Here is a 24,307-nt window from a genome sequence, read left to right as displayed (position 1 = left end):
TCCTCATTCACCCGCGAAGGTGCCGCTGTGGCGGCGGGCCGCCACGTAGAGCACCACACTGACAAGGGACAGGACGGCGGTGTAGGTGGGGAACAGCCAGTCGAGCTCGCGCTGCTGCAGCCACACCAGCAGGTAGGACGCGGTCCCGCCGAAGAGCGCGACCGCCACGCCGTAGCCCAGCGCCACCCCGGTGGCCCGGCACGCCTTGGGCATCAGCGACGTCGCGACCACGTTGTAGAGCGTCATGTTGAGCACGAGCACCACGGAGCCGCCCAGCAGGACCGCGGCGAACCCGAGGATGCCCGGCTCGTCGTAGAACAGCATCAGGAACACCGACGGAACGGCGAGCAGCCGGGTCACCAGGAACGTGCGCGACAGCTTGTACCGGTCGGCCAGCGCCCCGGTGACGAGCGACCCGACCAGCAGCACCACACCCAGCGCCGTGGTGAGGGCGAACACCGCCGTCGGGTCCTCGCCGAAGGTGCTGCGGGCGAGGTTGGGCAGCCCGACGTTCCAGGCGTAGTTGTAGGCCTGCGCCGCCCCGACGACGAACACGATCGCCAGCAGGCCGAGCCAGTGCCTCCCGACGCCGCGCCACACCGTGCCCGTCGAGTTGTCGGCGCGCTCGTGCTCGTGCAGCGTCTCGGGCAGCGCGCGGCGCAGGTAGATCACCACGACGCCCAGGAGCGCACCGATGACGAACGGGACGCGCCAGCCCCACTCCTGCATCGCGTCGCCGCCGATCATCCAGCTGGTGGCGAAGCTGACCAGCGAGGCGAGCAGGATCCCGAGGTTGACGAAGAAGCTGATGTACCCGGCGGCCCGGCCCTCCCGGCCGGCCGGGTTCAGCTCCACCGCGTAGGCGGTGGACAGCGGGGCCTCGATGCCGGTGGACACGCCCTGCAGCAACCGGCAGACGACGAGGATCACCCCCGCCCACGCCCCGATCGTCTCGTAGGTCGGCGTCAGCGCGATGACCAGCGTCGTCACGGCCATCAGGCCGACCGAGGCGAGCATCACCCGGCGCCTGCCGATGAGGTCGGCGACGACGCCGAACAGCACGCCCCCCAGCGGGCGCACCGCGAACCCGACGGCGAACACCGCCAGCGCGCTCAGCGTGGCCGAGACGGGGTCCTCGGCGGGGAAGAAGTGCGGGCCCAGGAAGGCCGAGAGCAGGCCGAAGACCATCCAGTCGTACCACTCCAGGGTGTTACCCAGGCCGAGGCCCAGCATCCCCCTGCGGGTGGTGGCGCCGATGTCGCGTGGACGTGGCGGCGGGGTCGCGGCGGTGGTCGAGGGTGTCGCATTCATGGGTTCGCCTTTGATCCATGGGACGCGTGCGCGCGTCGGACGGGGCACCCGCACGTGGGCAGGGCGCAGCAGGACGCCGTCGGGGCGTCAGGTGAGATGCAGGTGTGCCGGCGGGCCGGTCACCAGGTGGGCGGTGTGATCACCCAGATGGCGGTGCAGATCTCGTCGCCGGGGTTGGCGTACCAGTGCGGTGTGGTGGAGGGGTAGCGGATCGAGTCGCCGGGCCCGAGCTCGTGCTTCTGCCCGTCGAGGTAGACGTCCTTGCGGCCGGACAGCACGAGCCCGAACTCCTCGCCCTGGTGCCGGTAGGGGTTCGCGCTGCTGTCGTACCCGGGTGGGGTCTCCACCCAGGTCGCTTCGAGGGCGCCGTTCAGGTCCGGTGTCAGCAGCTCGAAGGTGCCGCCGTCGTCGGACGCGATGCCGTGCCCGTCCAGCCGGCGGCGCTCGGACCGCCGGACGACCGGCGACCGGCGCCGGTCCGAGACCTGGAAGAGCCGCCCGATCGGGATGCCGAGGCCGTGGGCGAGCTGGACCAGCGTGCCGAACGACGGGTTGGCCAGCCCGCGCTCGATCTGGCTGACGATGCCGGTGCTGAGCCCGGACAGCTCGCTGAGCCGCTCGAGCGTCAGCCCCGCTTCCTTGCGGAGGGACCGCACCTGGTTGCCGACCTCGCCGAGCATCGCGGCGACCGGCAGGTCCGCTCCTGCACCTGTCTCCCGATCACCCATGGCAGCCACCCTCCTCCGGCAAGCGACTTCAGAATACTGAAGTTCTTCACCGAGGCAACCCGGGAACGCACATCATCGTGAAGTAGGCGCCCACCGGACGAACGGCACTCTCGTCGGTACCTAGCCGACGAACGTGCCGTTCGTCACGCGGATCCCGCTTCCGGAGCCGCCTAGAGAGGCCGCCCTCGGTGGGTGCGCACCGCGCGGACCAGCAGGGTCGCGCCGGCGACCAGCGCCACCAGGCCGATCACCAGCCACAGCCGCGACCCGGACATGAAGCTGCCTCCCACGAGGTTGGCGCCTTGCAGCGTCCACAGCGCGCCGATCGCGACCAGGAGGACGCCGAGGACGGGAACCACGTAGCGGGCCATACGCCGAAGCATGCTCCTCCGACGGCTCCGGTGGTGGGCACCCGCCGCCGGAATCCGGTCGACGCCCGCCGTCCACGCCGCCACGCTGGCGCCGTGCGACAGGAGGACATCTGGGACGAGGCGGCCGCTCGGCAGTACGACACCCCGGGCACGGGCATGTTCGCGCCGGAGGTGCTGGAGCCCACCGTGGACCGGCTCGTCGAGCTCGCCGGGGGCGGGCGGGCGCTGGAGTTCGCGATCGGCACCGGCCGCGTCGCCGTGCCGCTCGCCGCGCGCGGGGTGCCCGTCACCGGGATCGAGCTGTCCCGTCCGATGATCGATCGGCTGCGGACGAAGGTGGACGAGGCGAGCGTCCCGGTGGTCGTCGGTGACATGGCCACCGCCCGCGCCCCCGGCTCCTACACGCTGGTCTACCTCGTGTTCAACACGATCTCGAACCTGCTCACCCAGGCCGAGCAGGTCGCCTGCTTCCGCAACGCGGCCCGGCACCTCGGGCCCGGGGGCCGGTTCGTGATCGAACTGGAGGTGCCCGAGCTGCGCGTGCTCCCACCGGGCCGGGAGGCCACCGTGTTCCACAGCGAGCCCGGGTACGTGGGTCTCGACACCTACGACGTCGTGAACCAGCGGATGGTCTCGCACCACTTCCGGTTCTCCGACGGCCGGCAGGCCGAGCTGTTCCGCAGCCCGCACCGCTACATCTGGCCCGCCGAGCTCGACCTCATGGCCCAGCTCGCGGGCATGGAACTCGAGTCGCGCCACGCGGACTGGGCCGGCTCGGCGTTCACGGCCGAGTCCCGCTCCCACGTGTCGGTCTACCGCCTCCCGCCGCCCCGGTGACCGGCCGCCGGACGCCTGCTCAGAGCTTGAGCACGATGTTCGAGCAGGCGGAGAGGTCGATGCCCTTCTCGTCGACGTCCAGGCTGGTCAGCACGCCGTCCTCGACGATGGCGGCGTAGCGCTTGGAGCGCTTCCCCAGGCCGAAGCCACGTCCGTCGAGCTCGAGACCCATCGCGGCGGCGAACTCGCCGTTGCCGTCGGCGAGCATCAGGATGTCGTCACCGACGCCGTGCGCCTTGCCCCACGCGTCCATCACGAACGGGTCGTTGACCGCGGTGCACGCGATCGTCGTGACGCCCTTGGCCCGGAGCTCGTCGACCCGCTCCACGAACCCGGGCAGGTGGACGTTGGAGCAGCCCGGGGTGAACGCCCCGGGCACGGCGAACAGCACGACCTTGCCGGTGCCCAGGACCTCGCCGGACTTCACGACGGTCGGCCCGTCGGCGGTCACCACGCGCAGTTCGACATCGGGGAGCCGGTCACCCACGGAGATCGTCATGGGTGCAACTTACGCGGAATCCGCCTGGGTATCACCCGACCGGGGTCAGCGCGGTGGCACCGAGCAGCACGAGCGCGACCACCTTGGCCACCTCGAGCACCACGTAGTAGAGGTGTGCGCGCGAGCGCGGCAGCTCCTCACCCGCCAGCACCCGCTCCGAGCGCCGGTTCAGCGCCGGACGGATGAGCCCGAGCTGCGCGGCGAGCACGGCTGCGGCGAGCGCCGCCGCCACCAGCACGAGGGCCGGGCGGGTGCCGGCGAGCAGCAGACCGCCCGCGACGAGGAGCAGCAGGACCAGCTCCACGCGGTTCAGCGCGGCGAACACCAGGCGCCCGATGCCCAGGCCCAGCGGCACGGTGACGCCGGGCGCGCGGAACTTCAGCGGCGCCTCCAGGAACGAGATCGCCAGCACCATGCCGAGCCAGGTGAAGGCCGCTGCAGCCACGAGTCCCACGCCCGCGAGTATCCCGACGCCCGTTCCGCGGCACCGCACAGACCGGGTGGGGTCGGCACACACCGCCCGCGATGTGTGCCGACCCCACCGGATGTGTGCCGTCTGCGTCCGGACGCCGTTCTCAGCGCGACCAGACGCAGTTCCCGCCCACCCACGTCGAGCGGACCCCGACCGACGCGATCTCGCCCGGGTCGACGGCCGTCAGGTCGGCGTCGAGCACCACGAAGTCGGCGAGCCGCCCCGGGGTCAGCCGGCCCTTGATCGCGGCCTCGCCGGTGGCGTGGGCCGAGCCCGCGGTGTAGACGGCGAGCGCGTCCAGCACGTCGAGCCGCTGCTCGGGGCCCACCACGAGCCCGTCCGCCGTGCGGCGGGTGACGAGGCTCTGTAGCGCGAGCAGCGGGTCGATGGGCACGATCGGGAAGTCCGAGGAGCCCCCGACCTGCACGCCCGCGTCCCGCAGCGACCGGTGCGCGCACGCCATCCCGGCGCGCTCCGGCCCGTAGAACTCGCTCACCGCCTCGCCGAACAGCGCGATGAACGGCCCGAAGGGCACCGGGATCACGCCGGCGTCGCGGATGCGGGCGATCAGGGCGTCGTCGACGATGCTGCAGTGCTCGATGCGGTGGCCCCGCCGTGACGACCGGGCCGGCAGCGACTCCAGCACGTCGAGCACCTTGGCGATCGCGAGGTCGCCGTTGGCGTGCACGGCCACCCGCCGGCCCGCGGCGTCCACCGCGCGCACCGTCTCCGCGAAGTCGGCGTCGCCGAGCACCTGCAGACCGTTGTCGCTGCCGGTGGCGCTGGCGTAGGGGTGCCGGCACAGGCAGGTGCCGCCGGAGAAGGCGCCGTCGAGCATCAGCTTGACGCCCGCGAGCTGCAGGTGCGTGCTGTCGGGCTGTTCGGCGGGCCAGGAGTCCGGGTCGAACCAGCTGTGCCACAGCAGCATGCTGACCCGCGGGATGAGCTGCCCCGCGCGCAGCGCCGCGGTGTACATCTCCCGCTCCAGCGGCGTGACGATCGCGTCGCAGTAGGAGGTGATCCCCACCTGGTGCAGCTCGGCGTTGACCTCCCGCAGGGCCGCGACCTGCGCGGCGGCCTCCCCGGCGGGGGCGATCGAAGGGGTCAGCGGGCCGGGCAGCCACGGGTCGAGCCACGCCCGCTCGTACATCCAGCCGTCGAGGCGGCCGTCGGCGGCGACGGTCAGCTCCCCGCCGGGCGGCGCGTCGGCCGGCGTGCGGTAGCCGAGCACCTCCAGCGCGCGGCTGTTCACGACCGCGCGGTGGAAGGTGTACTGGATGATCACGACGGGGTGCTCGGTGGAGACCGTGTCGAGGAAGTCGCGGTCGACGCCGGCGAGCTTCCGCTCGTTGATCGGCTGGCCGACCACCCACTCCCCCGGCGGCACGGTGGCGGCCCGCGTCCGCAGTGCCGTGCGCACCGCCTCGCGGTCGGTGGCGCCGGACAGGTCGACGCGGACGCGGGCGAGCGCGGCCTGGGACGGGTGGCAGTGCGCGTCGTTGAAACCGGGGACGACGAGCGCGCCGTCCAGGTCGATCCACTCGGCGTCGGGGTAGCGCTCGCGCAGCTCGGACCGCGTGCCCGCGGCCGCGATCCACTCCCCGTCGACGGCGAGCGCCTCCGGCTCCGGGCCCTCCATCGGGATGATCCGCGGACCGCTCACGATCTTCACGGCGTCACCGGCCCCGGGGCCGGGGCGACCTCGCGGTCCAGGTGCGTCCGCGGCCCGCACGAGATCGCGGCCAGGGCGACGGCGGACACCGCGGACAGGTAGGCACCGACGGCGAGGCTGCTCTGCGTCGTCGCGTAGAGGTACGTCGCGACGAACGGGGCTGGCGCCGAGGCGATGATGCCGCTGAGCTGGTAGGACAGGCCCGCGCCGGTGTAGCGGACCCGCGTCTCGAACAGGCCGGGGATGAAGCTGGTGATCACCGCGCTGGAGAACGCGTGGCCCACGGGCAGCGCGAGGAACGCCGCCAGGAAGATCCCCCACGCCGTGCCCGTCTGGAACAGGGCGAACATCGGCACGCCGATCACGATGCCGATGACGGCGCCGAGCTGCAACAGCCGCTTGCGCCCGATCCGGTCGGCGATCATCGCCACGAGCGGCATGCTGACGATGTCGATCGCCGCGGCCGCCATGATCATGAGCAGGATCAGGCCGCGGTCGAAGCCGAGGTCCTGCGGCCCGTGCGCGAGCATGTAGACCGTGGCCAGGTAGAACACGGTGTTGCCGCCGGCGATGGACAGCGCCCCGATCAGCACCGAGCGCTTGTGCTCGCGCAGCACCTCCCCGATCGGCGCGCGCTGCGGCTCCTCCCGGCGGGCCTGCAGCGCCTCGAACTCCGGCGACTCGGTGATCCGCATCCGGATGTAGAGCCCCACCACGATCAGCACCGCCGAGGCGAGGAACGGGATGCGCCACCCCCACGACTGGAACTGCGCTTCGGGCATCAGCTGGACCAGGTAGAACGCCCCGGTCGCCAGGACGATCCCGGCCGGCACGCCGGCCTGGGGCCAGCTGGCGAAGAACGCCCGCTTGCGGGCCGGGGCGTGCTCCAGCGCCATCAGCGCGGCGCCGCCCCACTCGCCGCCGACGGCGAAGCCCTGCACGAAGCGCAGGGCGACCAGGAGCACCGGCGCGGTGATCCCGATCGTCGCGTAGCCGGGCAGGACGCCGACCAGCACGGTGGCCAGCCCCATGCCGAGCAGCGAGTACACGAGCATCTTCTTGCGGCCGACGCGGTCGCCGTAGTGGCCGAACAGGATGCTGCCCAACGGGCGCGCGACGAAGGCCACCGAGAACGTGGCGAACGCGGCGAGCGTGCCGGCCAGGGGCTCGAGCGTGGGGAAGAACTGCTGGTTGAGCACGAGTACCGCGGCCGTGCCGAAGATGAAGTAGTCGTACCACTCGACGGTGGTGCCGACGAAGCTCGCGAACGCGACCTTCGTCGGCGACACCCTCGGGACCGTTGTCGACGTTGACATGGTCGCCTTCCTACTCGCCGGTGTAGTAGCGGTCCACCACGTCGAGGGCGGCGTCGAGGACGGCGACGCCCTCGCGGACCTCCTCGGGTGTCGTCGTGCAGGGTGGTACGACGTGCGTGCGGTTGAAGTGCGTGAACGGCCACAGCCCGCCCTGCTTGCACGCGGCGGCGAACTCGGCCATCGGAGCCGCCGCGGCCCCCGTGGCGTTGAACGGCACCAGCGGCTCGCGGGTCTTCCGGTCGCGCACCAGCTCGAGCGCCCACATCACGCCGAGCCCGCGGACCTCCCCGACGCTCGGGTGGCGCCGCGCCAGCGCCCGCAGCTCCGGGCCGATCACGTCGCGGCCGAGGGCGCGCGCGTGCTCGAGGATCCCCTCGTCGCGGAAGACGCCGATCGACGCCACCGCGGACGCGCACGCGAGCGGGTGCCCGGAGTAGGTGAGCCCGCCCGGGTAGGGGCGGTCGTCGAAGGTGGCCGCGATCGCCCGGGAGATCACCACGCCGCCGAGCGGCACGTACCCGGAGTTGACGCCCTTCGCGAAGGTGATCAGGTCCGGGACGACGTCCCAGTGGTCCACGGCGAACCACTCGCCGCAGCGGCCGAAGCCCGACATCACCTCGTCCACGATCATGACGATGCCGAACTCGTCGCAGAGGGCGCGGACGCCCGCGAGGTAGCCCGGCGGCGGCACCAGCACGCCGTTGGTGCCGACGACGGTCTCCAGGATGATCGCGGCGACGGTGTGCGGCCCCTCGACCACGAGGGTGTCGCGCAGGTGCGCGAGCGCCCGCGCGCCCTCCTCGTGCTCGTCGGCCGCGTGGAACGCCGAGCGGTAGGCGTACGGCCCCCAGTAGCGCACCACCCCCGACACCCCGGGCTCGGACGCCCAGCGCCGGGGGTCCCCGGTCACGGCGATCGCCCCGGCCGTGGCGCCGTGGTAGCTGCGGTAGGCGGCGAGCACCTTGTGCCGCCCGGTGTGCACCCGCGCCATCCGCAGCGCGTTCTCGTTGGCCTCGGCGCCCCCATTGGTGAAGAACACCTTGTCCAGGTCCCCGGGCGCGACCTCGGCGATCAGCCGGGCGGCCTCGGAGCGGGCGTCGTTGGCGAAGCCCGGCGCCACCGTGCAGAGCTTGGCGGCCTGCTCGGTGATCGCCGCGACCAGCCGCGGGTGCTGGTATCCGATGTTGACGTTGACCAGCTGGGAGGAGAAGTCGAGGTAACGCCTGCCCTCGTCGTCCCAGAAGTAGGAACCCTCCGCGCGCTCGATGGGCATCGGGTCGATCTGCGCCTGGGCCGACCAGGAGTGGAAGACGTGCGCGCGGTCGTCGGTGCGCACCCGCGTGCGCTCCGGGGCGGTGATCGTCATGAGCGTTGTCCTTTCGCTCCGCGAGCCGCGCTCAGCGCGTCCTCGGGAAACCGAGGTCCACCGAGGACGTGGCCGGGTCCGGCCAGCGCGAGGTGACGACCTTGCCGCGGGTGTAGAAGGTGATCCCTTCCGGGCCGTACATGTGCGTGTCGCCGAACAGAGAGGCCTTCCAGCCGCCGAACGAGTAGTAGGCCACGGGCACCGGGATCGGCACGTTGATGCCGACCATCCCGACCTCGACGTCGAACTGGAACTGCCGGGCGGCGCCGCCGTCCCGGGTGAAGATCGCGGTGCCGTTGGCGAAGGGGTTCGCGTTGATCAGCTCCAGCCCCTCCTCGTAGGTGTCCACGCGCACCACCGACAGCACCGGCCCGAAGATCTCGTCGGTGTAGACGGTCATGTCCGGGCGCACGTGGTCGAGCAGGGTCGTGCCCAGGAAGAAGCCGTCGGAGGGCACGTCGGCCTCGCGGCCGTCGACCACGACCGTGGCGCCGGCCTCCGCACCGGCCCCGACGTAGCCCGCGACGCGGTCGCGGTGCTCCCGGGTGATCAGCGGCCCCATGTCGGTGCCGGGCTGGGCGCCGTCGCCGATCGTCAGCTTGGGCAGCCTCGCCGCGATCGCGTCCACGAGCGGGCCTGCGACGTCCCCGACCGCCACGGTGACCGACAGCGCCATGCACCGCTCCCCCGCCGCGCCGTACGCCGCGGAGACCACGGCGTCGGCGGCCATGTCGACGTCGGCGTCGGGCAGCACCAGCGCGTGGTTCTTGGCGCCGCCGAGCGCCTGCACCCGCTTGCCGTGCGCCGTGCCCGTCTCGTAGATGTGGCGCGCGATCGGCGTCGAGCCCACGAAGCTGACGGCGGCGACGTCGGGGTGCACCAGCAGCGCGTTCACCGCCTCGGCGTCGCCCTGCAGGACGGTGAACACGCCGTCGGGCAGCCCGGCCTCCTGCCAGAGCCGCGCGAGGAACAACGCCGCCGACGGGTCCTTCTCGCTGGGCTTGAGCACGAAGGCGTTGCCGCACGCGATCGCGTTCGCGCACATCCACAGCGGGACCATCGCGGGGAAGTTGAACGGGGTGATGCCGGCGACCACGCCGAGCGGCTGGCGGATGTTGTAGACGTCGACGCCGGTGGCGGCCTGCTCGGAGAACCCGCCCTTGAGCAGCTGGGGCACCCCGGTGGCGAACTCGACGTTCTCCAGGCCGCGGGCGATCTCGCCCGCCGCGTCGGAGAGCACCTTCCCGTGCTCGGCGGTGATGATCGCGGCCAGCTCGTCGGAGCGGTCGTGCAGCAGCTCGCGGAACCGGAAGAGCACCGCGCTGCGGCTCGACAGCGACGCGCGGCGCCACGCCTTCGCGGCGGCGAGCGCCGACGCCACCGCGGTGCCGGTCTCCGCGGCGCTCGCCAGGTCGACCTCACCGGTCTGCCGCCCGGTCGCCGGGTTGAACACCGGCGCCGCACGACCGGAGGTGCCCGGGGTCTCGCGGCCGTCGATCCAGTGGGAGATGCGCGTCGTCATGCCGGGCACGGTATGTGTGACGATGCGACAGAACAATACATCTTTTGATATGTTACAAAAGTGCGCAGCGAGCTCCTGTCCGAGATCGAGCAGCGGCTCGAGCACCCCACGGCCCGCGACCTGGCCCACGCCGTGGGCCGGGCGATCAGCGACGGCGTCGTGGCGCCGGGGGCGAAGCTCCCGCCGATCCGCGAGGTCGCCACCCAGCTGGCCCTCTCGCCCACCACCGTCAGCGCCGGATGGGCCCTGCTGACCCGCGCGGGAACCATCCGCACCGACGGCAGGCGCGGCACCACCGTCGTCGGCCGGGCCGAGCCGCGCGCGGGGCGCTACCGGCAGGCACTGGACCGCCAGCCACCGCAGGATCAGGCACCGTTCCGGATCGACCTCTGCACCGGGGTCCCGGACGCCGCCCTGCTCCCGAGCCTCACCGGCGCGCTGGCCGCACTGACCACGGCCGGAACGCCCGGCAGCTACCTCGACGAGCCGGTCCTGCCGGAGCTGCGCGAGGTCCTGCGGGCCGACTGGCCCTACGACCCGGCCGAGCTGACGATCGTCGACGGCGCCATGGACGGCCTGGACCTGGTGGCCCGCTCGGTGCTGCGGTTCGGGGACCGCGTCGCGATCGAGGACCCGTGCTTCCCGCCGCTGGTCGACCTGCTCGAGGCCGTCGGCGCGCAGGTCGTCGCCCTGCCGGTGGACGGCGACGGGCCGGAACCGGACGCGCTGGCCGACGCCCTGCACTCCCCGCTGGCCGCCGTGGTGCTGCAGCCGCGCGCCCAGAACCCGACCGGGGTGTCGCTGGCCGCCGGCCGGGCGGACGCGCTCGCCGGGCTGCTCGAGGGCACCTCGACCCTGGTCGTGGAGGACGACTCGGCCGGGGCCACCTCGATCTCACCCCCGACGAGCCTCGGGAGCAGGCTGCCCGACCGGACCGTGCACGTGCGCAGCTTCTCCAAGTCCCACGGCCCCGACCTGCGGCTGGCCGCGATGAGCGGCCCGGACGACGTGCTCGCGGCCGTCGCCGCGCGGCGCCAGAACGGGCAGGGGTGGAGCAGCAGGCTGCTGCAACGGATCCTGCTCAGCCTGCTCACCGACCACGCGGCGGGCGCGGCGGTGGCCGCGGCCCGCCACGAGTACGCGCGCCGCCGCCGGCTGGTGGTCGACGCGCTGGCCGCCGCGGGCGTCGCGGTCGGGGGCACCGACGGGATCAACATCTGGGTGCCGGTGCACGACGAGTCGGCCGCTATCGTCCGGCTGGCGAGCCAGGGCATCGGCGTCACGCCCGGCACCCCGTTCACCGTCGCGCCGTCCGCGCAGGACCACATCCGGGTGACCGTCGGCCTGCTCGCCGACGGTCACGCGGAGGTGGCGGAACAGATCGCCGCGGCGGCCCGGACCAGCGGATGGCGCTCCCGGGGGCGGTAGCTCGTCGCACCGCCTGCCCGGGGCCGTCAGGGGGCGGTGCGGATGAAGCCCTCGTACCCGGACTCCGCCACCTCCGCGCACCGGCGGGCGTAGGCCGCGAACCCGCCTGCGTAGGGCAGGAACACCCGCGGCTTGCCCGGCACGTTGGCCCCGAGGTACCAGGAGGTCGCGGCCAGCGGGAGGAGCGTCGCGTGCGCCGCCTCCTCGACGTGCTCGCCCCAGGCCCGCTCGGCCTCCTCGGTGGCCTCGATCCGTTCCAGGCCGCGCTCGCGCAGGTGCGCGATGCAGTCGGCGATCCAGTCCACGTGCTGCTCGATCGAGGTGGGCATGTTGGTCAGCACCGACGGGCTCCCGGGACCGGTGATCGTGAACATGTTCGGGAAGCCCGCGACCTGCAGGCCGAGGTAGGTGCGCGGGCCCTCCGCCCACTTCTCCCGCAGGGTCCGCCCGCCGGTCCCCCGGATGTCCATGGCGAGCAGCGGCCCGGTCAGGGCGTCGAAGCCGGTGGCGAACACGAGGCGGTCGAGCGCGTGGGTCTCCGCGGTCGTGCGCAGCCCGTCCGCGGTGATCTCGACGATCGGCGTCTCGCGCACGTCGACGAGCGTGACGTCGTCGCGGTTGTAGGTCTCGAAGTAGTCGGTGTCGATGGGCGGGCGCTTCGTGGCGAACGGGTGGTCGCGCGGCACGAGCTTCTCGGCCGTCGCCGGGTCCCGCACGATCTCGCGGATCTTGGCGCGGAGGAACTCCGATGCGGTGTCGTTGGCCTCCTTGCTGGTGAGCAGGTCAGCGAAGGCGGCCCGGAACCGCAGGCCCCCGCGCTCCCACGCCGCCTCGTAGACGGCGCGCCGCTCCTCCTCCGACACCGACAGCGCCGGCCGCTCGGAGACGTCGAAGGGGTGGCCGTTGGTCGAGGCGCGCTGCGTGCGCCGGATCGCCTCGTAACCGTCCTTGACCTCGCGCTGGAACGCCGCCTCCATCGGCCCGTTCCGGGCCGGGATGCTGTAGTTCGCCGTCCGCTGGAAGACCGTGAGGTGCCGCGCCTGCTCGGCGATCACCGGGATGGCCTGGATGCCCGTGGACCCCGTTCCGACGACGCCCACCCGCAGGCCGGTGAAGTCGACGCCCTCGTGCGGCCACCGGCCGGTGTGGAACCACCGGCCCCGGAACGAGTCGAGCCCCGGGATGTCCGGAACGTTCGCCGCGGACAGGCAGCCGACCGCGGTGATGAAGAACCGGGCCGTGAAGCGCTCACCGTCGGTGGTGCGCAGGCGCCAGCGGCCGGCGTCGGCGTCGAAGGCCGCTTCGGCCACCCGCGTGCCGAAGCGGATGTCGCGGCGCAGGTCGAACCGGTCGGCGACGTGGTCGAGGTAGCGCAGGATCTCCGGCTGACCGGGGTAGCGCTCGCTCCACTCCCACTCCTGCTGCAGGTCCTCGTCGAACGAGTAGGAGTAGTAGTAGCTCTCGGAGTCGCACCGGGCGCCCGGGTAGCGGTTCCAGTACCAGGTGCCGCCGACGCCGTCGCCCGCCTCGAGCACCGCCGCGCGGAGGCCGAGGCCCCGCAGCCGGTGGAGCATGTACAGGCCCGAGAAACCGGCGCCGACGACCACGGCGTCCAGATCGCGCTCCGCCTCGCCCATTCCGCCTCCGTGGGTAGTTGGGCATGCTCAACAACTGCCACCGTATGCACCGACCCGCTGGAGGGACCAGTGCCGCCGCTCGATCCGCAGTTCCGCGCAGTGCTCGACAGGCTCGAGGCGACCGGGGCCCTACCCCTGGTCCGCGGCACGGCGCAGGAGACCCGGAGCCACTACCGGTCGCTCGCGATGGCCCGCCGCGGGGGCGACTACCAGCCGGAACCGGTCGCCGACGTCGAGGACCGCGCGGTCGACGGGCCGGCGGGCCCGCTCCCGGTGCGGGTCTACCGCCCGCTCGAGGACCGCGGGCGGATCGTCACCTACCTGCACGGTGGGGGCTTCGTGGTCGGCGACCTCGACACCCACGACCCCGTGTGCCGGCGGGTGGCCAACGCCGCGGGCGCCGTCGTCGTCGCCGTCGACTACCGGCTCGCCCCGGAGCACCCCCACCCCGCTCCCCTCGACGACGCGACGGCCGCGCTGACGCGGAGCGCGAGTGCCTTCCCGGGCAGGCCGCACGTCGTGGCCGGGGACAGCGCCGGAGCGTCCCTCGCGGCCGGGGCGGCCCTGCGGGCCCGCGACGAGGGCGGGCCGGTGCTGGCCGCCCAGCTGCTCGTCTACCCGTGCACCGACCCGAGCATGGGGATGGCGTCGGTCCGGGAGAACGGCGAGGGGTACTTCCTCACCCGCACCGACATGGCCTGGTTCTACGACCAGTACGCGCCCGCCCCCGCGCAGCGGGAGGACCCGACCGTCGACCTCCTGCACGCGCCCGACCTGACCGGCCTGCCGCCCGCCGTCGTCGTCACGGCCGAGTACGACCCCCTGCGCGACGAGGGCGACGCCTACGCCGAGCGGCTGCGCGCGGCCGGCGTACCGGTGCGCCACCTCCCCGGACCGGGGCTGATCCACGGCTACTTCGCCTTCCTCGGCGTCGTGGACGGGGCCGACGACCGCAGCCGGGAGGCGCTCGCCGCGCTGGACGACCTGCTGCCCTGAGTGCCGCGTGAAGCGGGGCCGCGCACCACATCTCCGCCCGCGCGACTCGTCGACGGGGTGCGCGGCGCGAATCGGGGGGCGTGGCAGGAGACGGGTGCGCGCGCCTCGCCCCGGCGCCCGCTGCTGCGGCGAGGGTGGCCGGGTTGGGCCCAAGCCACGGATATCGTGGTCGTTCTGGCGGCCGTTCCCGACGCGGGCCCAGGCCTGTTCTGGACGAACCCGTCGCGGCCGGGTCCGTGCGCACCTTGCTGTGGTGCCGTTCTCGAACCCCTTCGAAACAAGCCTTGACCAGTGGGCCGAGGACTTGAGCCGCACACCTCCGTTGCACGTCCTGCTCCCTGTCGATCACGGGAGGTGGACACGCCTCCGATCTGACCGATGATCATCGATAAGGCGGTGGAACGGGACCACCGCAAGGTGGGCGAGCACCCAGCAGGGACGGTCTCGTCAAGAACGGGCCTGGGCCCGCGCCGGGGACGGCTGCCCACCCAGCCCCAATTTCGGTAGTTCTGCCCACCCGGCCACCCCGCCGACGGGCAGGAGCAGCCGAACCCGACCGACTGCGCCGAAGACCGGGACAGGGGCGTGAGGCAGTGGTCGACAGCGGAAGGATCTTGCCGGCGGGGCCCGGTCCAGCCCGGGTCTTCTAGCCGAGGGCGCGTTCCAGTTCCGGTACCAGCCGGTCGAGGGCGTGTTCGATGCCCAGCACCATCGGCGCGCGCAGGACGCTCACCGTGATCAGGTCGACCGGGACGTAGCGGCCCTCGCGCACCGCAGGCACTCCCGCGAACACCGGGAGCGACTCGAGCTGCGCCTGCACCGAGGGCGAGATGTGCGCCATCAGCAGCACGTCGGCGTCGAGCGCGGACACGACCTCGTAGCTGAGATCGGCCTGCCCGGCGTCGCCGCTCGTCGGCAGCCGCGCCACGCCCGGCGACGGCACGAGCCCGAGCTCGGCGACCATCCGCATCGCGAAGTCGGCCGGATCGACGATCGAGGTGATCCGGCCCGCCTCGTAGTTGAAGGAGAGGGTGAACGTGCGGTCGCGCCAGGACGGGTGCTCGGCCGCGATGCCGGCGATCCGGTCCTGGAGCCCGGCGACGACCGCGGCCGCGCGCTGCTCCTCGCCCATCGCCTCGCCGATGAGCGCCGCATGGTCCTGCCACGTGTCCACGAGGGCCCCGCGCCGGTAGGTCACGACGGGCGCGATCTCCGACAGCCGCGCGACCTCGCCCTCGATGCCGTAGTAGGTGCCTGCCAGGACCAGGTCCGGCCGCAACGCCGCGATCTGCTCGTACGGGATGCCCTGCGCCGTGTCGAACACGGTGACGTCCCGCCCGGCGATGCGGTCCTCCAGGTAGGGCTCGACGCCCGGGGCGTAGTAGCTCTTCGGCATGCCGACGGGGGTCGCGTCGAGGGCCAGCACGACCTCCGCCTCCCGGCCGACGGTGACGATCCGCTGCGGCTTCGCGGGGATCTCGACCGGTCCGAGGGCGGTGTCGACCCGGCGCGGGAACCCCGCTGCCGGGGCCGCCGCGCCCGCGTCCTCCCGCGGGGCGCCGCACCCGGCGAGCGTTCCGGCCAGCAGCAGGCCCCCGGCGAGCACCGCACGGCGGGACGGACGGGCGCCAGGAGGCGGGAACGATCTCACGGGCCGACCTCCAGCGTCGATCTCGGCGAAGTCAGCGCAGCCTAACCTCATCCGCCGCGGTCGCGAAGGTGATCGCCGCCGCACCCGGTCCGAGGTCGTCCACCCCCGCGCGACGGCACGGGGACGAACCCGTGTCCGGCTAGGCAGACTCCTCGGAGCCGCGGATCCGGTCGCAGGTGGCCTCGACCTCGGCCCACGCCTTGCGGACCTCGGGGTCGTCGGCCATCCACCGCTCGGCCTCCGACGCGGCGGCCTTGTCGCCGTTCGCCGCGAGGACGTGCAGCTCGACCAGCTGGTCCTTCCAGTCCCGGTCCGACGCCGGGTGCGCTCGTGCAGCACTCATGGACCAACGGTTGCGCATCCGCAAGCAGCGGGAAAGCGGGGACGCGGCGGATGTGAGCGGCATCTCCCGCCGGGTCGGACCGCGCCGACGAGGAGCCGGGCGCGGCCGAGAACCTCCACGTCACCGGTGACGTGGAGGTGTCTCCGCCGAGACGGGGCCGGGTGTCAGTGCGCCGCGACCACCCCGCTCAGCTCGTTCGGGGTCGCGGGCAGCGTTCCGGTCGCCGTCACCGCGCCTGCCGCGAGGTCGACGGCGTGCACGGCGTTCGCCGCCGGGTCGCTCACGTAGGCCGTACCGCCGCGCACGAAGATCGACGGCCGCGGCTGCTGCCACTCGATCGGCTCCTGCCACGGCTCGAGCACGGGGATCGTCCGCGTCACCGCGCCGGCCACCGGGTCGATCACGTGGATGTGCCCGTCGGTGCCGAGCACGAGCCCCTCCCCCTGCGGGCCGCGCGCGAGCGAGCGGAACGTGTAGCTGGTGCCCAGGTCGACCAGGCGCAGGCTCGCGTCGGTGGTGTCGATCAGCGAGACGACCGTGGGGCGCTCGAGCTCGGCGTCCGGGTCCTGCTTGTAGTCCCCGAGGGTGATCGGGGACGCGTCGGAACCGGCCTGGTTGCCGATCCGCCCGTACGGCGTCGGGCTGGTGATCTTGGTGATCGTGCCGTCCCGGTAGACCAGCGCCCCGGTCTCGCAGCCGATGACGACCGCCTCGCCCTCCGCCGTGGCCTCGCCGTGCACGCCGGGGCAGTCCTCGTTGCGGGCGATCTCCTGGCGCTGCACGTCGAGCACGACGATGCCCGGGCGTTCCTCCTCGTTGCCGAGGGTGGTCACGAGCTCGCCGTTCGCCAGCTCGACGGCGACGCCGTGGTGCGGCTGCGGGGTCGTGTACTCCGCCACGCTCGGCGCGCCCGTGCCGAAGGTCGCGGGGTCGATGACGCGGACCTGCCCGGTGCCGTCGGTGAACAGGACGGTGCGGCCGGCGTGGCGCACGACGTGCCCCGGCTCGGCGCCCGGGAACGTCACGTCGGTCAGGGTCGCGGCCGCGGCGTCCAGCACCTGGAAGCCGTCGGAGGTCGAGACGATGACGTGGCGGTCGTCGCCCGCCGGGTTGACGCGGTTGAAGCCGGAGAGCGGGATGTCGGCCGCCACCTCGAGGGTGGTGCCGTCGAGCACGTGGAGGCCGCCCTCGTAGGTGGTGACCAGGGGCTCGGTGACGCTGAGCGCGGGTTGCGCGGGCGCGGGCGCGGCGGCCTGCTGCTCCTCGGCGCCGGAACCGCAGGCCGCGAGGACCAGCGCTCCGGCGGCGAGTGCCGCGACGCGTACGGGGAGGGGCATGCGATCGCCTTTCGTTCTTCTACTGGGGTTCGGGGCTCAGGGCGTGGCGCCGAGGCCGCGCGCGATCGCGTCGGCGTTGGCGCGCATCATCTGCAGGTAGGTCGCCGCGCCGCCGCCCTCGTCGGTCAGCGACTCGGAGAACAGCGGGACCACGGCCACGTGCACGCCGGCGCGGTCGGCGAGCACGCGGGCGAGGCGGTCGGGTTGGGAGGAGTCGGCGAACACCGCCGGCACGCCCGCGGTGCGCACCGCGGTGGCGAGCGACTCCAGGTCCGCGGCGCTGGGCGAGGCCAGGGTCGTCCCGCTCGGGATGACCGCGCCGACCACCTCGAACCCGTAGCGCTGGGCGAGGTAGCCGAACACGTGGTGGTTGGTCACGAGCTTGCGCCGCTCGTCCGGGATCCGGGCGAACTGCGCGGTCAGCGCGGCGTCGAGCTCGTCGACGGCGGCGCCGTAGCGCGCGGCGTTCGCGCGGACCGCCGCCTCGTCGACGCCCTCGACGTGGGCGACCACCTCGTCGGCCACCAGGTCGACCACGCGGCGGACGCGCTGCGGGTCGGTCCAGAAGTGCGGGTCCGGGTTCCCCGCGCTGCCGTCGGTGGCGAAGGCGATCGGGTCGACGGCCTCGGCCGCGGCGAAGGTGGCCACACCGGCGTCGCGGGCGGCGTCGACGTGGCGCTGCACGCCCTCCTCCAGGCCCAGGCCGTTGTGCACGACGAGCCCGGCGCGTTCGAGCTGCGCGGCCTGCTGGGCCGAGACCCCGAACGAGTGCGGGTCGGCGTTCGGCGCCATCAGCACCGTGACCTCGGCCTGGTCGCCGACGATGTTGCGGGTGACGTCGCCGAGGATGTTGGTCGTCACGACGACCGTCCGCTCCTGTCCCACCTGTCCGCACCCGGCGAGGGCGAGCAGCAGCACGCCGACGAGGGCCGCGAAGGCGCGCCGCCTCATCGCCCGGTCTCCACCATGCGGCTCGGCGCCCCGCCGAGGTCGAAGGTGCGGGCGACGCGCAGGTCGTCGCCGTGGTCGATCTCGTGGATCACGCCGGCGGCCGGGTCGTTGACGTAGGCGCGGGAGGTGTCGACCTCGATGCGGACGCCCGGGGCGACCGGGGCGGTGACCAGCGGTCTGGACGCGACCTCCGCCCCGGATGCGGGGTCGAGGGCGTGCAGCACCCCGTCCGCGGTGAGCGTGAGCAGCGCGGTGCCCGCGCCGGCGCCGTTCACGGCGGCGACCGGGCCGGTGTCGTGGCGGGTCCAGGTCCGCTCGGTGACGTCCAGCGCCCAGATCCCGGCCTCGCCGGCCAGGGCGGTGAGCGTCGCACTGCCCGGGCGGTGCCGGAACTCGCGGGCGCGCTCGTCGGCGGGCACCGCCTGCGGGTAGGGGATCTTCTCGCCGCGGAACGCGCCGTCGGACCCGCTCACCAGCAGCGCCCCGTCGGCGCACCCGAACACGACGCCGCGCCGGGTGACGGCCGAGCCCTCCAGCTGCGGGCACGGCTCGTCGATCCTCGCGACCGGTGCGCCGGTCCGGTCGTGCACCGCCACGCCCGACCCGAGGTCCTGCCCGGGCTCGGCCACCGACGCCAGCACGTGCCCCTCGTACGGGACGGCCGGGCCGCGGTGCGGCGTGCGGGGGATCGTCGCGACCTCGGCGACGGCGCCCTCGTCGAGGCGGGCGCGGTCCAGCAGCCGGACCGTGCCGTCGGCGAGGGCGAGCGCGGTGACGGCCTGGTCGGCGTGCACCGCGACGGGGTCGGCACCGGGCACCGACCCGACCTCGCGCACCGCAGCGCGGTAGTAGTGCGAGTGGTCGCCGTGGTCGACGGTCCAGGCGCCGCTGTCGACGATGCGGACGGTGCCGTCGGCGGCGGCGAGGTAGGCGTGCCGCCCGTCGCCCGTCACCGAGGCCACGCCGTCGGCGCGGCCCGCCTCGACCACCTCCTCGGTGACGAGGTCGAGCACCCGGACGGCGCCCGCCTCGTCGGCGACGACCAGCCGCGACTGGGCCTCGGCGGTCTCCTCGGCACCGGCCACGTAGCCGTGGGGCACCTCCTCGGGGGCGGGCTCCTCGGCGGGGGCCGCGCACGCCACCGCGACGGCGGCCGCGGCGGCAATGACGGTGGTGCGGACGAGCGGCTTGCGGGGATGCGCGATCACGCGCGGACCTCCTCGGGGGACGCCACGGTGGCGCCGACGGACAGCCGGCCCCGCAGGTGCGAGGCCAGCGCGGAGACGAAGAACGCCGAGACCGCGACCGCGGCGATGGTCGCGCCGGCGGCCGTGCCGGCGTGCCACGAGACGACGAGCCCCAGCACGGTGGAGGCGCACCCGACGAGCGCGGCGCCGAGCATGATCGTCGCGACCCGCCGGGCCCACAGGAGCGCGGCGGCCGGCGGGGCGATGAGCAACCCGAAGACCAGCAGCGTGCCGACCACCCGGAACGAGGCGACGATCGCGAGCGTCACCAGCGCGAGCAGCACGCCGTGCGCGACACCGGGCCGCAGCCCGAGCGTGCCGGCCTTGCGCGGGTCGAACGCCAGCGCGAGGAACGCCCGGTGGCCGAGCAGCGAGACGGCCGCGGCGACGGCGAGCGCGACGGCGAGCTGCCACAGCTCGGCCGGGCCGACCGCGAGGACGTCGCCGAACAGGAACCCGGTGAGGTCCACGGCGAACGAGTCGGAGTGCGAGACGATGATCACGCCGATCGAGAGCATGCCGACGAACAGCAGGCCGATCGCGGTGTCGCGCGACACCCGCCGCAAGCGGCCGACCAGGGCGATGCCTGCCACCATCACGCCCGCGCTGAGCGCGGCACCCAGCAGGACGCTCTGCCCGGTCAGCGACGCGAGCGCCACCCCGGGCAGGAGCCCGTGCGACACGGCCTCGCCCAGGAACGCCATCCCGCGCAGGACGACCCAGGTGCCGACGAGCGCGCACACCAGGGACACGAGGACCCCGGCCACCAACGCCCGCCGGACGAACGACACCTCGAACGGGACGAGCAGCCACTCCAGCACGCCGGGTACCTTAACGACATTGATTACCGTTATCGAGAGGTGTGACGTGATCGACGACGAGATGCACGACGACGCGCTCCGGGTCCGCGACCTCGTCGCCGGGCACGGCGCGCCCGCACTGCACGGGATCCGCACCGCGATCCCCCGGGCCGTGATCACCGCCGTCCTCGGCCCCAACGGCGCGGGCAAGTCCACGCTGCTGGACGTGCTGGCCGGCGTGCTCGCCCCGGTCGCGGGCGTGGTGGAACGGCGCGGCGGCACCCGCCCCGCCTACGTCGTGCAGCGCAGCACGGCCCCCGAGACGCTGCCGATCACCGCACGCGCGACCGTCGCGATGGGCCGCTGGGCCACTCGCGGTCCGTGGCGGCGGCTCACGGCGCGGGACCGGACGGTCGTCGCGGACTGCCTGGACCGGCTCGGCGCGACCGACCTCGCCGACCGCCCGCTCGGCACCCTCTCCGGCGGGCAGCGCCAGCGGGTGCTGGTCGCGCAGGGGCTCGCCCAGGAGTCGGACCTGCTGCTGCTCGACGAGCCCGCCGCAGGCCTCGACGCGCAGGCCCGGAGCCGGATCGACGAGGCGCTCCGGCAGGCCGCCGCCGGGGGCGTCACCGTCGTCCGCGTGACCCACGACCCGGATGTCGCGGCCCGCGCCGACCACTGCCTGCTGCTGCGCGACGGGCGGCTGGCGGCGGAGGGGCCACCGGCGGTGGTGCTACCGGCCGCATGATCCCCGGTCGCCCCGCTCCGGAACGGGATTCGCATGACGAACGGCACTTTCGTCGGCTAGGTACCGACGAGAGTGCCGTTCGTCCGGGTGGAGCCTGGGCCCACGACAATGGACAACCGGTACTCGCGATCACCGGGAGGACAGCACGATGCCGTCGGCGTTCTGGATCGGCAGCTACACCGGCGCGGCCGGGAACGGGCGCGGCATCTACCGCGCGGACCGCTCCCCCGACGGCACGCTCGCCCCGCCCGTGCTCGCCGCCGAGGCGGACAGCCCCTCCTACCTGGCCGCCGCCGGCAGCGCGCTGTACGCGGTGAGCGAGCAGGATCCGGGCGCGGTGCTCGCCTTCGCCGTCGACGGCGCAGGGCTGCGCCCGACCGGGTCCGCGCCCGTCGGCGCCGCGCCGTGCCACCTCGCGGCGGGCCGGGGCGTCGTGATCGTCGCGAGCTACGGCACGGGCGAGGTCAGCGCCCACCTGCTGTCCGTCGACGGCCGGCTCGACGGGCACACCTCCACCGTGGCCGGGCACGGCAGCGGGCCGCGGCCGGACCGCCAGGAGGGACCGCACGCCCACGCGGTGGCGTTCGCACCCGACGCCACGGTGCTCAGCACCGATCTGGGCGCCGACCTGTTGCGCGCCCACCGCGTCGAGGCCGGGACGCTGCGGACCGTCGCCGACATCGAGCTGCCCGCCGGCTGCGGCCCGCGCCACCTGGTGATCCATCCCGACGGCACGGTCTTCGTGCTGACCGAGCTGGCCCGCACCGTCGTCGCACTGGCCCCGCGCGCCGGCCACACCGACCTGCGGATCATCGCCGAGACGCCGGCGACCGCCGCCGCGACGGGCGAGGACTCCTCGGGCGCGGCGATCCGGCTCGGCGCCGGTGGCCGTTTCGTCTACACCTCGACGCGCGGCGCCGACGTGATCACCACGCACGAGGTCACCGGCGGCGCCCTGCGCCCGGTGGCCGACACCCCGTGCGGCGGGCACTGGCCCCGCGACATCTGCGTGGACGGCGAGTGGCTGCACGTCGCGAACGAACGCTCGGACACGATCGCCACGTTCCGGCTCGACCCGGCGACGGGCGTGCCCGAGCTCGTGGGGTCGCAGGCCGTTCCGTCGCCGGTGTGCGTCGTGGCGGCGCGCTGATCGGACTGCTCCTGCCGGGGTGCGCGGCGGGTCAGCCGCCGGCCTTGCGGTCGAGGAAGCGTTGCATGCGTTCCTGCGGCTCACCGGTCTCGAAGGCCGCGCCGAACTCGGCGACGCTCGCCTCCACGGCCTCGTCGAGGTCCTGCTCCTCCCAGTCCCGCAGCAGGCGCTTCTGCTGACGCACGACCGAGGGCCCGAAACCGGCGAGGCGCTCGGCGGCCCGCCGCACGGCGTCGTCGAGCTGGTCGGCCTCGACGACCTGGTCGACGAGGCCCCAGTCGAGCGCGGTCGCCGCATCGATGGTCTCGCCGGTCAGGATCAGCCGGCGGGCCCGGGCCGAACCGACCAGCCGGGGCAGCAGGGCCGCGTGGATGACCGAGGGGATGCCCACCTCGATCTCCGGCATCGCGAACCGGCCCCCGGTGCTGCTGATCCTCAGGTCGCAGGACATCGCGAGCTCGAGCGCGCCGCCGAGGCACCAGCCGGGGATCCGGGCGAGGACCGGCACGGGGAAGGTCCGGACCGTCTCGCACAGGCGCGCGAGGCGCCGGATGAACACGCGCGCCGACCCGGGCTGCAGGCGTGCCATCTCGTGGACGTCGGCCCCCGCGCTGAACGCCCGGTCCCCGGTGCCGCGCAGCACCAGCACCCGCAGCCCGGGGCGGGCGGCCAGGTCGTCCAGACGCGCGGTGAGCTGCTCGACGACCGGCGTCCCGAGGATGTTGAGATCCTTGGCGCCCTGGATGGTCAACGTCGCGATGCCGGCGTCGTCGGCGTCGATCTCGGCTTGGTCGTCGGTCATGCCTGCGCCCCTCGGCCCGGATCATCGAGCATGGTGGTGATCTCCTCGCGCGCGGCCGAACGGGAGCGTGGCGTCGTCCAGTGCGGCGGGTGCGACGAACGCCGCGCCGCCGACACCCGCGGTGCTCTCCCGCACCACCAGCTCGAACCCGGCGGGGATCTCCCGGGGCTCGCGGCCGTCCTCCTGCTGGGCCGCGAGCGAGGCGACGGCGGCCCGGGCCACCGCCGCGCGGTCCGGGGAGATCGAGGTCAGCGTCGGGGTCGAGGCCCGCCCGTAGGGGATGTCGTCGAAGCCGACCACGGCCACGTCCTCGGGCACCCGCAGCCCGTGCAGGTGCAGCGAGCGGATGGCGCCCAGCGCCACCCAGTCGGTGACGCAGAAGACGGCGTCGGGACGCGGCGCCGCACGCGCCAGGACCGCGTTCATGGCGGCCTCCCCCGCCTCGCCGAGGTTGCGGGAGACGGGCTCGACGAGGCGGGGATCCACCTCGAGGCCCCGCTCCGCGAGCGCCGTGCGGTAGCCGTCGAAACGCCGGTTCACCGTTCCCCCGCTCTCGGCGCCGATCATGGCGATGCGCCGGCGGCCGAGGTCGAGCAGGTGCGAGACCGCGAGCTTCCCGGCCGCCACGTTGTCGACGACGATGTGGTCGGCCACGCCCCCGGATGCGCGCTCGCCCAGCAGCACCAGCGGAGTGCGGTCGCTGCGCTGCCCGATCTCCTCCGCCGTCACGCGTTCCGGGCTGAACACCAGCCCGTCGACGCGTTGCGCGAACCGGCCCGACAGCACCGCGCGCTCCTTCTCGGCGTCGCCGCGCGTCTGCTGGATCAGCACCACCCAGCCCTGCTCATCGGCCGCCTCGAGCACGTGCATCGACAGCGACGCGAAGTAGGGCATGTCCAGCTGCGGCACGACCAGGGCGATCATCCCCGCCCGGCCGCGGGCGAGGTTGCGCGCCGAGAGGTTGGGCCGGTAGCCCACCTCCTCGATCGCGGCGAGGACCTTCGTGCGCATCGCCTCCGAGACGTGGACGTACCCGTTGATGACGTTCGAGACCGTCTTCATCGAGACGCCCGCCCGGTCGGCGACGTCCTGCAGACGCGGTTTCATCCGGCCGGCACACCGG

Annotated in this window: 23 protein-coding genes; 5 read left to right on the top strand and 18 right to left on the bottom strand. The window is 73.8% G+C overall.

Annotated features, from left to right (window positions below; all coding sequences use genetic code 11):
• Positions 1-3 precede the first annotated feature (3 nt).
• The 3 genes from FB558_RS16835 to FB558_RS16825 form a co-directional block, all read right to left on the bottom strand.
• Positions 4-1,311, bottom strand: coding sequence for an MFS transporter (locus FB558_RS16835; protein ID WP_142054595.1), 1,308 nt, complete (start codon positions 1,309-1,311; stop codon positions 4-6).
• Positions 1,312-1,430: 119 nt separating this feature from the next.
• A complete protein-coding gene (locus FB558_RS16830) occupies positions 1,431-2,039 on the bottom strand; it encodes a helix-turn-helix domain-containing protein (RefSeq protein WP_142054593.1) in 609 nt (202 codons plus the stop codon).
• Positions 2,040-2,209: 170 nt separating this feature from the next.
• A complete protein-coding gene (locus FB558_RS16825; protein WP_142054591.1) occupies positions 2,210-2,410 on the bottom strand; it encodes a hypothetical protein in 201 nt (66 codons plus the stop codon).
• 156 nt (positions 2,411-2,566) lie between these two features.
• On the opposite strand from FB558_RS16825, the gene FB558_RS16820 reads away from it, so the two are divergent.
• Entirely contained in the window at positions 2,567-3,247 is a 681-nt protein-coding gene (locus tag FB558_RS16820; protein WP_211366745.1) for a class I SAM-dependent methyltransferase, read from the top strand.
• 19 nt (positions 3,248-3,266) lie between these two features.
• Here FB558_RS16820 and FB558_RS16815 read toward each other — a convergent pair whose 3' ends face one another.
• The 6 genes from FB558_RS16815 to FB558_RS16790 form a co-directional block, all read right to left on the bottom strand.
• Positions 3,267-3,746: a peroxiredoxin gene (locus FB558_RS16815; protein ID WP_142054587.1), complete on the bottom strand. Its 480-nt coding sequence runs from the start codon at positions 3,744-3,746 to the stop codon at positions 3,267-3,269.
• A gap of 31 nt (positions 3,747-3,777) precedes the next feature.
• Positions 3,778-4,212, bottom strand: coding sequence for a hypothetical protein (locus tag FB558_RS16810; RefSeq protein ID WP_425468054.1), 435 nt, complete (start codon positions 4,210-4,212; stop codon positions 3,778-3,780).
• Between the two features lie 109 nt (positions 4,213-4,321).
• Positions 4,322-5,890 (bottom strand): amidohydrolase, encoded by a 1,569-nt coding sequence (locus FB558_RS16805; protein ID WP_142054585.1) that lies wholly within the window; start codon positions 5,888-5,890, stop codon positions 4,322-4,324.
• The gene (locus FB558_RS16800) at positions 5,887-7,179 is read right to left on the bottom strand and encodes an MFS transporter (RefSeq protein ID WP_211366643.1); all 1,293 of its coding nucleotides are present in this window, start codon (positions 7,177-7,179) and stop codon (positions 5,887-5,889) included. Before FB558_RS16800 ends, FB558_RS16805 begins: the two co-directional genes overlap by 4 nt.
• 37 nt (positions 7,180-7,216) lie before the next feature.
• Complete coding sequence (locus tag FB558_RS16795; RefSeq protein WP_142054583.1) at positions 7,217-8,572, bottom strand: aspartate aminotransferase family protein; 1,356 nt, start codon at positions 8,570-8,572, stop codon at positions 7,217-7,219.
• A gap of 31 nt (positions 8,573-8,603) precedes the next feature.
• Positions 8,604-10,094 carry a CoA-acylating methylmalonate-semialdehyde dehydrogenase gene (locus FB558_RS16790; RefSeq protein ID WP_142054582.1) on the bottom strand — a complete coding sequence of 497 codons (1,491 nt, stop codon included), beginning with the start codon at positions 10,092-10,094 and terminating at the stop codon, positions 8,604-8,606.
• A 60-nt stretch (positions 10,095-10,154) separates the two neighbouring features.
• Between FB558_RS16790 and FB558_RS16785 the strand changes: the two genes are divergently transcribed.
• Positions 10,155-11,522 (top strand): aminotransferase-like domain-containing protein, encoded by a 1,368-nt coding sequence (locus FB558_RS16785; RefSeq protein WP_142054581.1) that lies wholly within the window; start codon positions 10,155-10,157, stop codon positions 11,520-11,522.
• Positions 11,523-11,548: 26 nt separating this feature from the next.
• On the opposite strand, the gene FB558_RS16780 is transcribed toward FB558_RS16785, so the two are convergent.
• Entirely contained in the window at positions 11,549-13,159 is a 1,611-nt protein-coding gene (locus FB558_RS16780) for a flavin-containing monooxygenase (protein WP_142054579.1), read from the bottom strand.
• Positions 13,160-13,228: 69 nt separating this feature from the next.
• Between FB558_RS16780 and FB558_RS16775 the strand changes: the two genes are divergently transcribed.
• Positions 13,229-14,155: an alpha/beta hydrolase gene (locus tag FB558_RS16775; RefSeq protein WP_211366642.1), complete on the top strand. Its 927-nt coding sequence runs from the start codon at positions 13,229-13,231 to the stop codon at positions 14,153-14,155.
• A gap of 646 nt (positions 14,156-14,801) precedes the next feature.
• Here the strand turns inward: FB558_RS16775 and FB558_RS16770 are convergent.
• The 6 genes from FB558_RS16770 to aztB form a co-directional block, all read right to left on the bottom strand.
• Entirely contained in the window at positions 14,802-15,806 is a 1,005-nt protein-coding gene (locus tag FB558_RS16770) for an iron-siderophore ABC transporter substrate-binding protein (protein WP_142054577.1), read from the bottom strand.
• 139 nt (positions 15,807-15,945) lie between these two features.
• The gene (locus FB558_RS16765; RefSeq protein ID WP_142054575.1) at positions 15,946-16,149 is read right to left on the bottom strand and encodes a hypothetical protein; all 204 of its coding nucleotides are present in this window, start codon (positions 16,147-16,149) and stop codon (positions 15,946-15,948) included.
• Between the two features lie 164 nt (positions 16,150-16,313).
• Positions 16,314-17,486 (bottom strand): zinc metallochaperone AztD, encoded by a 1,173-nt coding sequence (gene aztD, locus FB558_RS16760; RefSeq protein ID WP_142054573.1) that lies wholly within the window; start codon positions 17,484-17,486, stop codon positions 16,314-16,316.
• A 36-nt stretch (positions 17,487-17,522) separates the two neighbouring features.
• Positions 17,523-18,437: a zinc ABC transporter substrate-binding protein AztC gene (aztC, locus tag FB558_RS16755; RefSeq protein WP_142054572.1), complete on the bottom strand. Its 915-nt coding sequence runs from the start codon at positions 18,435-18,437 to the stop codon at positions 17,523-17,525.
• Positions 18,434-19,645, bottom strand: a complete 1,212-nt coding sequence (locus FB558_RS16750; RefSeq protein ID WP_246106561.1) for a WD40 repeat domain-containing protein — start codon at positions 19,643-19,645, stop codon at positions 18,434-18,436. Before FB558_RS16750 ends, aztC begins: the two co-directional genes overlap by 4 nt.
• Entirely contained in the window at positions 19,642-20,502 is an 861-nt protein-coding gene (gene aztB / locus FB558_RS16745) for a zinc ABC transporter permease AztB (RefSeq protein ID WP_142056503.1), read from the bottom strand. Before aztB ends, FB558_RS16750 begins: the two co-directional genes overlap by 4 nt.
• A 49-nt stretch (positions 20,503-20,551) precedes the next feature.
• Here aztB and aztA point away from each other — a divergent pair, with 49 nt between their 5' ends.
• Both aztA and FB558_RS16735 read left to right on the top strand, forming a co-directional pair.
• On the top strand, positions 20,552-21,232 hold the full coding sequence (gene aztA / locus FB558_RS16740) for a zinc ABC transporter ATP-binding protein AztA (protein WP_246106560.1): 681 nt from the start codon (positions 20,552-20,554) through the stop codon (positions 21,230-21,232).
• Between the two features lie 148 nt (positions 21,233-21,380).
• Positions 21,381-22,382, top strand: a complete 1,002-nt coding sequence (locus FB558_RS16735; RefSeq protein ID WP_142054570.1) for a lactonase family protein — start codon at positions 21,381-21,383, stop codon at positions 22,380-22,382.
• 31 nt (positions 22,383-22,413) lie between these two features.
• Here the strand turns inward: FB558_RS16735 and FB558_RS16730 are convergent, their stop codons facing one another.
• A complete protein-coding gene (locus tag FB558_RS16730; protein ID WP_142054568.1) occupies positions 22,414-23,184 on the bottom strand; it encodes an enoyl-CoA hydratase in 771 nt (256 codons plus the stop codon).
• Positions 23,185-23,205: 21 nt separating this feature from the next.
• Positions 23,206-24,291 (bottom strand): LacI family DNA-binding transcriptional regulator, encoded by a 1,086-nt coding sequence (locus FB558_RS16725; protein WP_142054566.1) that lies wholly within the window; start codon positions 24,289-24,291, stop codon positions 23,206-23,208.
• Positions 24,292-24,307: the final 16 nt, after the last annotated feature.

It is taken from the genome of Pseudonocardia kunmingensis, from assembly GCF_006716445.1.
GTDB lineage: Bacteria > Actinomycetota > Actinomycetes > Mycobacteriales > Pseudonocardiaceae > Pseudonocardia > Pseudonocardia kunmingensis.
Note: the sequence above shows the minus strand (reverse complement) of the source record. Positions and strands in the feature narration are given on the sequence as shown.